Source organism: Variovorax soli NBRC 106424, from assembly GCF_001591385.1.
GTDB classification, from domain to species: Bacteria; Pseudomonadota; Gammaproteobacteria; order Burkholderiales; family Burkholderiaceae_C; genus Variovorax; species Variovorax soli.
The window spans coordinates 1-9585 of record NZ_BCUU01000145.1 but is presented as its reverse complement, the minus strand read 5'-3'; the positions used below and the strand labels follow the sequence as shown (position 1 = coordinate 9585).

Genomic DNA, 9585 nt, shown 5'->3' with positions numbered 1-9585 from the left:
CCCGGCGGCGGCAGCGCCGACAAGCCCGTGGGCACCGTGTGGTTCGGCTGGTCGGTCGGCGGCCAGGTGCGCACCGAGCGCCGCCGCTTCGACGGCGACCGCGCCGCAGTGCGCGCCGCCACCGTGCACTACGCCCTGCAGTCCCTCGTCCACTTCATCAGGAACCCGTCGCAATGAGCAACAACGACAGCAGCATCACCAACGCCCCGCTGGTCATCCAGGAAAAGCCCGAGCAGCACCGCTTCGAAGCCACGAAGAACGGCGTGCTGGCCGGCTATGTGGAATACAACGTGCTGAGCGAGGCGCTGATGTTCACCCACACCGAGGTGATCGAAGCCTTCGAGGGCCAGGGCGTGGGCTCGGCCCTGGCCAAGCATGTGCTGGCCGAGGCCCGGCAGCGCGGCAAGCAGGTGATTCCGGTGTGCCAGTTCATCGCCGGCTACATCCGCAAGCACCGCGAGCAGTACGCCGACCTGGTGCGGCCCGACGTGCAGCGGGCCTTCAAGATCTAGCGGCTCCGCCGGCTGACGGGCGCAAGGCTTCCTGCACGTCGGGCGGGAAGTCGTCCATCTCCTGCACCTGGCGCACCTCGATCACCTCGTTCTCGCCGGCGGGGCAGCGCGAGGCCCAGGCAATGGCCTCGTCCCTGGACTTGACCTGGATCATCCAATAGCCGCCCAGCACTTCCTTGGCCTCGCTGAAGGGGCCGTCGGTGACCTTGGGCTTGCCGCCGGCAAAGCTCACCCGCGCGCCCATCGACGGCGGGTGCAGCCCGTCCAGGGCCAGCAGCACGCCGGCCTTCTGCAGGGATTCGTTGTAGCGGCTCATCGCGGCCACGGCCTCGGCACTGGGCAGGGTGCCGGGCGCGGCGCTCTCGTAGCCCTTGGGGATCATCAGCATCATGAATCGCATGGGGTCATCCTTTCTGGTTGAAAGGACGCGCAGATTTCGCGCGTCCTGTACCCACGTCGAACGACCCGGCGCGAAATCGACAGGCCGGGCCGATTTTTTTATTGCACGTCTTGCTCAGGCCGTGCCGGCCCCGTGGCACTTCTTGTATTTCTTGCCGCTGCCGCAGGGGCACGGGTCGTTGCGCCCCGGCGTGGCTTCCTTGCGGATGGTTTCCACCCTGGGCCCCAGGCTGCGCCAGAGCTGACGCAGGTCGTACACCGCCCAGATGGCGGCGCCCAGGTCGTCCAGGCGCTGCTGGCTCACCGTGGGCGGGCCGTCTTCCGCATACATCGAGAACGCCGGCGTGCCGGTGTCGTCCTCGGTGAGGGCCACGATGTCCTCGAGGGCGGCGTCGAGCATGTCGGCCGCGTCCTTGTCGCGCGGCGCGGCCCAGTCGGCGGGCCAGTTCTCCACGGCATACATGAAGCCCAGCGCCCAGACCTGGGCGTACGAAGGAACGGCCTCGCCGGGCAGGTCGGCCCGCTCCTCGGGCGGCAGCGCGGCAATGGCGCCGCGGGTGTCGAGCACCTCGGGCTGATAGCAGTGCTCGTCGTCGAGCGACTCCACCTTGGCGTCCAGGCTGTGCTCGATCTCGGCCCAGCGGCGCTTCCAGCGCCAGACGAACTCCATGTGCTGCGCCGGCGCGAAATCGTTGAACAGCACGGGCCAGTACTCGGTGGGCGGCACCTCGCGGCGCGTGCACACCAGGGCGGCCATGAAGCCCTCGCAGAATTCCCACTGCGGCACCTCTTCGTCATGCTCGCGCATGGCGTCGAGTTCGGCGTCGAGGGCGTCGAAATCCTCGGGGCCGAGAAGGTTGGAATCGGGGGAAGAAGGAGCGGGTGAGGTCGTTGTCATCGGGATGCACTGGCTAAGCCCTCTATGATGCAGCAGGGCGAGGCCCTGCACCGTGACCATCCGATTCCATATTTTTCGACGCTCCCTGCGCCCCATGCGCAGCCCGCTTTGCGCCGGCTTCCCGCGCGTATGACCGTTACTTCCCGTCCGGGCGCCGCGCGCCTGCAATCGCGCAAAGGCGTGGCTTCCGCCCCGGCCCCGCTTGAAGGCGAGGCGCCCCTGCCCGGCCCCGTCGACTACGCCGGCTTCCTGCAAGTCACGCTGCCGCAACAGGACAAGCCGGTGGCCAGCCACCGCCTGGGCGACGAGCGCGTCTGGCTCAAGAAGGCCGGTCCGCGCCACGGCATGGCGCGCTACCGGGCGATGGCGCTGCTGGCCGCGCTGTTCCGGCTCGAAGTCCTCAAGCCGGTGCCCAACCCGGGCGGCGAAGCGGCCATTGCCATCGAGGCGCGGCGCCTACGCCAATTGGCCGAGGCCGGCCTGCGGGTGCCGCAGGTGCTGGCGCAGCAAAGCGACGGCCTCCTGATCTCCGACCTGGGCGAGAGCGGGCGCAACACCGTGGTGCTGCTCGAGCGCCTGGAACAGGCCGCCGCCGCGGGCCCGGCCGCGCTGGTGGCGGCATGGCGCGAAGGGCTGGACGCCATCGCCTTCGTGCATGCCCAGGGCTGCTACCTGAGCCAGGCCTTCGACCGCAACCTGGTGGTGTGCCCCGACGGCGTGATCGGCTACATCGACTTCGAGGACGACCCGGGCGAGACCCTGGGCCTGGACGAGTGCCAGACGCGCGACTGGCTCAGCTACCTGCATTCCACCGCCATGCTGCTGCATGCTGCGGCGCCGCAGCAGGCCGGCGCCCACTGGCATGCGGTGCTGGCCGACGCCAGCGACGCCGTGCGCGAACGGCTGCTGCAGGCCGCGCGCCACATGCGCTGGCTGCGGCGCCTGCCCAAGAGCCGGCGCTGGGGCCGCGACACCCAGCGCGTGCGCGCCGCCGCCAGCCTGCTGGCGCGCTGGTACAGCCTGAACGGCCAGATCTTCGCTGCACCAACTCGTTACTAAATCACCGGGTGCTTACCCAATATGGTGGATTGAATTGCGGCACTGCCGCAAGGAAGATGCCGCCTCTGCCCACCGCACGTGGGTGTGCAGGGAGGCCATCACCATGTCCAAATTGCTTCTCATGGATGCGACCGGACGGATCCGCCAGATTCCGCTCGCACCGCCCACCGTCTCGCTCGGCCGCAGCCCCGGCAGCGACGTCGTGCTCGACTCCAAGCGCGCCAGCCGGGAGCACGCACTGATCGAAGTCGACGGGCCCAAGGCCTTCATCGTCGACCTGCACAGCCTCAACGGCACCCTCGTCAACGGCGAGCTGATCGACCGCCACCAGCTCGCGCACGGCGACTCGATCGAGATCGGCACGGTCGAGATGCGCTACGTGGCCCTGGACGAGGTGCTGAGCGAGGACGAGGCGCTGCGCCTGCTCACGGCGCCCAACCTGCAGACCTCCTCCAGCGCGTGGGACGACTGGGACTACGACACCGAGCGCGACGAGCCGCAGGCGCAGCTGCTGCAGCGCCATCGCCATTGAGGCCGGCCGATTCAGCCCGCGCCGATCTCGTAGCGCGCCGAGACCACCACGCCCAGCCCGGCCAGGTGCTGGTGCATCACCAGCACGGCGCGGTCCTTGCTGAGCAGGCGCGCGCCGTGCGCCACCGCCAGGTCGATGAAGACCTGGTCGTCCGGATCGTCGCAGCGGCATGTGGCCGCCGGCGCAGCGGGCATGGCCTGCGCCTGAGCGTCGAAGGCGGCCAGCACCTGCTGCGCGCTGCGCGCCATGCGGGCCAGGCGCGCCACGATCAGGGGATAGCCCAGCACGCGCGCCAGTTCGTCGCGCATGGCCGCGGTGGCGATCCAGCGCAGCTCGCTGCGCGCCAGGGCGGCGCGCAGCGGCTCGCAGGCCGGGTCGTCGAACACCAGCAGGTCCAGCGCCAGGTTGGTGTCCAGGACGACCAGGGCCGCTGTCGTCATGCCTCGCGCGGCCGGAAGGTGCCGGCCTTGAGCTCGAAGCGGAACAGCCGGCATTCGATGGGGCCGTTCCACATCGGCACGCGGCGCGATTCCTTCAGGCGCATCTTCGAAGGCAGCTTCATGTCGGGCGTGAGCACCCAGGCCGTCCAGCCGGCGTAGTTCTTCTTCCAATGAGAAGACAGCTGCTCGAAGAATTCGCCGCCGCCCTCGGTCTGGGCCGCCTCGCGGCCACCGCCTGCGCCATGGGCCGCGGGGCCGCGCGTGCGCGCACCCGCGCGCGCCACCCCGCCCACCTCGATGCGCTCCCCATAGGGCGGGTTGAGCACGATCACGCCCGCTTCGGCCGGCGGCATGCGCTGCAAGGCATCGCCGCCGCGCAGCTGCACCATGTCGGCGACGCCGGCACGCTCCGCATTGCGCTGCGCGAAGTCGACCATGCGGTGCGAAACGTCGGAGCCGAACACAGGCACCGGATCGCGCCGGGCCTGCTCTTGCGCCGCCTGCTTCAGGCCCTGCCACACATGGGCCTGGAACGGCGCGAGCTTCTCGAAGCCGAAGCGGCGCTGGCCGCCGGCCGGCATGCCGCTGGCGATCTGCGCGGCCTCGATGGGGATGGTGCCGCTGCCGCAGCAGGGGTCGTACAGGGGCTCCTGCGACACCTCGCCGGTCTCGGGGTTCCACCAGCCGCTGGCAGCAAGCATGGCGGCGGCCAGCGTCTCCTTCAGCGGCGCGTCGCCCTTGTCGGTGCGCCAGCCGCGCTTGAACAGGGGCTCGCCGCTGGTGTCGATGTACAGCGTCAGCTGGTCGGTGGACAGGTGCGCGAACACGCGCACGTCGGGCCACTGCGTCTCGATGCTGGGCCGCACCCCGCCGGCCTTGGCGCGAAAGCGGTCGGCAATCGCGTCCTTGATGCGCAGGGTGGCGAAGTTCAGGCTGGTCAGCGGGCTGTGCTGGGCGGTGGTCTCGATCTTGAAGGTCTGGCGCGGGGTGAACCAGTTTTCCCAGGCCACCGCGCTGGCCGCCTGGTACAGGTCGTTTTCGCTGCGGTAGGGCGTGTGCGAGAGCTGCACCAGCACCCGCTGGGCCAGGCGCCCATGCAGGTTCAGCTGCATGGCGTCGCGCCAGCTGGCCCGGGCGAAGACCCCGGCGCGCGCCACCATCAGGTCGTCGCCCGCCAGGCCGGTGAGGCGGTGCACTTCCTGGGCCAGCAGGTCTTCGACGCCGGCGGCGCAGGGCAGGAACAATTGCAGCGAATTCATCATGCCGATTGTCGCCCGCCTCCTCTATAGTCGATTGCCGATGAGCCTTTCGCTTTCATCAGAGCCCGCCAAGGCCGGCGGGCACGCACCCGCGGCCACCGCTGCTTCCTCGCCCGAAGCGGACCGCGCGGCCATTCAAGGCGAACTGCTGCGCCTGAGCACCCAGCCCAGCGCTGCGATGCTGGCCTTCCAGTTTTTGCTCGACTGCGGCGTCGCCGCGCTCTTTGCCTGGCAGTACTCCGCGGCAATGGCGGCCCTGTGGATCGCACTGATCGCTGTCACCACCAGCTGGCGCGCCTTCTTCAAGCAGGTGCTGCCCGAGCCGCTGCCGCCGGCGCAGCTGCCGGCCGAGCTGCGCGGCCATGCGCTGCGCATCGGCGTCCACGAAGGCGCGCACGGGCTGGCGGGGGTGCTGCTGTTCCATCCCACCGATCCGGTGGCGCAGCTGCTGCTGGGCATGGTGATGCTGGGGATGACGCTGTCGTCGGTGTTTTCGGTGTCCTACGTCGCCCGGACCATGCAGATGGGCATCGGGCTGCTGCTGGTGCCGATCATCGTGATGGGCCTGTTCTTCGGCGCGCCGCCCATGAAGGGCCTCGCGGCCCTGGGCGCGGCGCTGCTGGTGCTGATGTGGAAGCTGGTGGCCGAGCGCTCGCGCAAGCTCGAGGACTCCATCGGCCAGCGGCGCAACGAGAGCACGCTGCGCGCCCAGGCCCTGGCCGGCCTGCAGGCGGCGCAGCAGGCGCAGGCCGAGCGGCTGCGCTTTTTCTCCGCTGCCAACCACGACCTGCGCCAGCCGGTGATGGCCATCGGCCTGCAGGCGGAGGTGCTGCGCCAGCAACTCCATGAAGGCGCGGGCCCGGCGCGACTGCAGGTCACCCTCGCTGCGCTGGCGCGCGCGCAGGCTGCGCTGGAAGGGCTGACGCAGCAGCTGCTGGAAATCGGCCGCATCGAGGCCGCGGCCGACCCGCTCACGCCCAGCCCGGTGGCGCTGGCATCGCTGCTGGGCGAATTCGCGCGGCCGGGCGGCGAGGGGCAGCGGGTGATGGTGCGCTGCCCTGCGCAGGCCGTGGCGCAGGTCGACCCGGTGGCGCTGCGCCGCATGGTCGGCAACCTGGTGGACAACGCGCTCAAGTTCTCTGCGCCCTTCGGCGGCCGGGTGCTGGTGGCCTGCCGGCGGCGCGGCGGGCGCTGGCGCATCGAGGTGCGCGACAACGGCATCGGCATCGCGGCCGAGGACCAGGCGCGGGTGTTCGAGGATTTCCAGCAGATCGGCAACCTGGAGCGCAACCTGCGGCGCGGCCACGGGCTGGGCCTGTCGATCGTGCGGCGCCTGGCCCAGCGGCTGGGCACGCAGGTGGCGCTGCGCTCGCAGCCCGGGCGCGGCTCGGTGTTCTCCTTCGAGCTGGCGGCGGCGCCGGCCGATGCCTTGCCGCCGGGCGCTTCATCATCTTCCGCACCGCCGCGCGCGGTCGTGACGGAACCGGCGCCGGCCAAGCTGCGGCCCGGCCTGTCGGTGCTGGTGGTGGAAGACAACGCCGTGGTGGCCGAAGGCCTGGCGGCGCTGTTGCGCCAATGGAGCGCGCATCCGCGCGTCTACGGCAGCGCGGACGAGTTGATGATGAACGGCACCGACCTGCACGGCGTGGACGTGGCGCTGTGCGACATCCGCCTGCCCGGCAGGACGGACGGCGTGGCCCTGGCCAGGCAATTGCAGCACTGGAAGCCGGGCCTGGCCATTGCGCTCGTTTCGGCCGATATCGACGAGGCCACCAGCGCCCTGGCCCGCGAACGCGGCTGGCATGCGCTGCGCAAGCCGGTGCAGCCGGGGGCGCTGCGGGCGGTGCTGGCCGCGGCGTCTGCTTAAAGTTTGTATGTGCTCACATAATGGACATGTCGCCAAAACCGGAAAAATCGAACACGTTTTCCCGACATGTTCTCGCCAGCGACATATCCGCAGCGCTTCAGCTGCCAGTTGCGCTGTGCATGGCGGCCATCCGCCTCAAAGCGCCTTGCGCAAATTCGCCGGCGCGATGCGCAGCGCCTCGCGGTACTTGGCGACGGTGCGGCGGGCGCATTCGATGCCCTGCTCCTTGAGCATGTCCGACAGCTGGCTGTCCGACAGCGGCTTCTTCATGTCCTCGCTGCCCACGAACTGCTTGATGAGCGCGCGCACCGCGGTGCTCGAGGCGTTGCCGCCGGTCTCGGTGCCCAGGGCCGAGCCGAAGAAGTACTTGAGCTCCACCGTGCCGAAGGGCGTGGCCATGTACTTGGCGGTGGTCACGCGGCTGATGGTGGATTCGTGCAGGCCCAGCTCGTCCGCGATTTCGCGCAGCACCAGCGGGCGCATGGCGAGCTCGCCGTGCACGAAGAAGCTCTTCTGCCGCTCCACGATGGCGTTGGACACGCGCAGGATGGTGTCGAAGCGCTGCTGGATGTTCTTGATGAACCAGCGCGCCTCCTGCAGGCGCTGACTCAGCGCCTGGCTGCCCTCGCCCTTGTGCGCCTTCAGCGCGCCGGCGTAGATGTCGTGCACGCGCAGGCGCGGCATCACGTCGGGGTTGAGCTGCACCCGGAACTTGACGTTGGCGCCGCTGCCGGTGCGGGTGACGATCACGTCGGGCACCACCACGTTGCGCTCCACGTTCACGAAGCGGCGGCCCGGCTTGGGTTCGAGCCGGGCGATGAGCTGCATGGCGGCGCGCACCTTCTCTTCGCTGCTGCGGGTGAGCGTGGCCAGGCGCTTGAAGTCGCGCCGGGCCAGCAGGTTCAGCGGCTGCTTGCAGATGGCCAGCGCGGTCTTGCGGACCTCGGCCTCTTCTTCGTCCTCGTCCTCGCTCGCCAGGGCGCGCAGCTGGATCGCCAGGCATTCGCCCAGGTCGCGGGCGCCCACGCCGGCCGGCTCCAGGCTCTGCAGCAGGCCCAGCGCCATCTGGAAGCGGTGCACCAGCTCGTCGAACTGGTCGTTGTCGTCGCCCGCCAGGCCCGAGGCCAGCGCGGGCAGCGAATCTTCCAGGTAGCCGTCTTCGTTGAGCGACTCGATCAGGAAGCGCAGCGCGGCGCTGTCCACGTCGGACAGGCGCAGGCCCAGCGCCTGCCGATGCAGGAAGTCCTGCAGCGACTCCTGGCTGCGTGCCAGTTCGGTGGCATCGGAGCGCTCGTCGTCGTCGATGTTGTTGGTGCGCGGGGGCGCGTCGCCGCCCCATTCGCTGTCGTCGGGCGCCAGGTCGATGGTGCCGTCGCCTTCCCAGTCCGGTTCGGCATCGGCCGATTCGGGCGGCGCATCGGCAGCGGTGACCTCCACGTCCTGCGAAGCGATGGTGCTCACGCCGTCCGCGCCGTTCATCAGCGCCAGGCCGGCCGCCTCCTCGTCGCGCACGTCGCGCGCGCCGGCGGCGTCCTCGCTCTCCAGGCCGAATTCCTCGCGCGGCGCCTCGTCCGCGCTGCGCTCCAGGAAGGGGTTCTCGTCGAGCATCTGCTCGACTTCCTGCGACAGCTCCAGCGTGGACAGCTGAAGCAGCCGGATCGACTGCTGCAGCTGCGGCGTGAGCGCCAGATGCTGCGAAACCCGCAGCGACAGACCTTGCTTCATGATGACCGTGCTCGCCAGGCCCTTACATGCGGAAGTGCTCGCCCAGGTAGACCCGGCGCACGTCGGCGTTGTCGACGATCTCGGTGGGCGTGCCCTGCGCCAGCACATGGCCGTCGCTGATGATGTAGGCGTGGTCGCAGATGCCCAGCGTCTCGCGCACGTTGTGGTCGGTGATGAGCACGCCGATGCCGCGCTCCTTCAGGAAGCTGATGATCCGCTGGATCTCGATGACGGCGATCGGGTCGATGCCGGCGAAGGGCTCGTCCAGCAGGATGAAGCGCGGCTGCGTGGCCAGGGCGCGGGCGATTTCCACCCGGCGGCGCTCGCCGCCCGAGAGCGCCAGCGAGGGCGAATCGCGCAGGTGCTCGACCCGCAGGTCGGCCAGCAGTTCGTCCAGCCGCTCCTCGATGCGCGCCTTGGACAGCGGCTGCAGCACGCCCTTGTCGTCGGGCTCGCGCTGCAGCTCGAGCACGGCGCGCACGTTGTCCGCCACGTTGAGCTTGCGGAAGATCGAGGCTTCCTGCGGCAGGTAGCTCAGGCCCATGCGCGCACGGCGGTGGATGGGCATGTGCTCGATGGGCTCGCCGTCGATGCTGATCTGCCCGTCGTCGGCACGCACCAGGCCCACGATCATGTAGAACGAGGTGGTCTTGCCGGCGCCGTTGGGGCCCAGCAAACCCACCACTTCACCCTTTTGAACGTCCAGCGAGACGTCCTTGACCACCGTGCGGCTGCCGTAGTTCTTCTTCAGGCCCCGCGCCTGCAGGCGGCTGCCCCCGTTGCGGCCGTTGCCGCCCGCGTCGTCGATGTCGATTCCGGCGCGGTCGATCACTTGCTGCCCCCGCTGCCGCCCAGGGTCGTGCTGGGGCGCAGGCCCTTGCCCGGTGCGGGCGT

At 69.9% G+C, this 9585-nt stretch carries 11 protein-coding genes; 5 read left to right on the top strand and 6 right to left on the bottom strand.

Annotation, left to right across the window (positions count from 1 at the left end; genetic code table 11):
* A partial coding sequence (locus VSO01S_RS26915) for a CinA family protein (protein ID WP_174544768.1) occupies positions 1–177 on the top strand: 177 nt, incomplete at its 5' end.
* The gene (locus VSO01S_RS24745; protein ID WP_153305423.1) at positions 174–512 is read left to right on the top strand and encodes a GNAT family N-acetyltransferase; all 339 of its coding nucleotides are present in this window, start codon (positions 174–176) and stop codon (positions 510–512) included. The genes VSO01S_RS26915 and VSO01S_RS24745, both read left to right, overlap by 4 nt.
* Here VSO01S_RS24745 and VSO01S_RS24740 read toward each other — a convergent pair.
* Entirely contained in the window at positions 502–912 is a 411-nt protein-coding gene (locus VSO01S_RS24740; RefSeq protein WP_068645434.1) for a YciI family protein, read from the bottom strand. The two genes, VSO01S_RS24745 and VSO01S_RS24740, sit on opposite strands and share 11 nt — an antisense overlap.
* A gap of 114 nt (positions 913–1026) precedes the next feature.
* Positions 1027–1809, bottom strand: a complete 783-nt coding sequence (locus tag VSO01S_RS24735; RefSeq protein WP_068645433.1) for a YecA/YgfB family protein — start codon at positions 1807–1809, stop codon at positions 1027–1029.
* 129 nt (positions 1810–1938) lie between these two features.
* Here VSO01S_RS24735 and VSO01S_RS24730 point away from each other — a divergent pair, with 129 nt between their 5' ends.
* Both VSO01S_RS24730 and VSO01S_RS24725 read left to right on the top strand, forming a co-directional pair.
* Positions 1939–2868, top strand: coding sequence for a BUD32 family EKC/KEOPS complex subunit (locus VSO01S_RS24730; protein ID WP_068645432.1), 930 nt, complete (start codon positions 1939–1941; stop codon positions 2866–2868).
* Positions 2869–2971: 103 nt separating this feature from the next.
* Positions 2972–3400, top strand: a complete 429-nt coding sequence (locus VSO01S_RS24725) for an FHA domain-containing protein (protein ID WP_153305422.1) — start codon at positions 2972–2974, stop codon at positions 3398–3400.
* An 11-nt stretch (positions 3401–3411) separates the two neighbouring features.
* Here the strand turns inward: VSO01S_RS24725 and VSO01S_RS24720 are convergent, their stop codons facing one another.
* Together VSO01S_RS24720 and VSO01S_RS24715 are read right to left on the bottom strand one after the other, a co-directional pair.
* On the bottom strand, positions 3412–3840 hold the full coding sequence (locus VSO01S_RS24720) for a putative toxin-antitoxin system toxin component, PIN family (RefSeq protein ID WP_068645430.1): 429 nt from the start codon (positions 3838–3840) through the stop codon (positions 3412–3414).
* Entirely contained in the window at positions 3837–5099 is a 1263-nt protein-coding gene (locus VSO01S_RS24715) for a THUMP domain-containing class I SAM-dependent RNA methyltransferase (protein ID WP_068645436.1), read from the bottom strand. Before VSO01S_RS24715 ends, VSO01S_RS24720 begins: the two co-directional genes overlap by 4 nt.
* A 40-nt stretch (positions 5100–5139) precedes the next feature.
* Here VSO01S_RS24715 and VSO01S_RS24710 point away from each other — a divergent pair, with 40 nt between their 5' ends.
* The gene (locus VSO01S_RS24710; protein ID WP_068645429.1) at positions 5140–6966 is read left to right on the top strand and encodes a hybrid sensor histidine kinase/response regulator; all 1827 of its coding nucleotides are present in this window, start codon (positions 5140–5142) and stop codon (positions 6964–6966) included.
* A gap of 135 nt (positions 6967–7101) precedes the next feature.
* Here the strand turns inward: VSO01S_RS24710 and VSO01S_RS24705 are convergent, their stop codons facing one another.
* Together VSO01S_RS24705 and lptB are read right to left on the bottom strand one after the other, a co-directional pair.
* Positions 7102–8691 (bottom strand): RNA polymerase factor sigma-54, encoded by a 1590-nt coding sequence (locus VSO01S_RS24705; RefSeq protein WP_068645428.1) that lies wholly within the window; start codon positions 8689–8691, stop codon positions 7102–7104.
* Positions 8692–8713: 22 nt separating this feature from the next.
* Complete coding sequence (lptB, locus tag VSO01S_RS24700; RefSeq protein ID WP_068645435.1) at positions 8714–9505, bottom strand: LPS export ABC transporter ATP-binding protein; 792 nt, start codon at positions 9503–9505, stop codon at positions 8714–8716.
* Positions 9506–9585 lie beyond the last annotated feature (80 nt).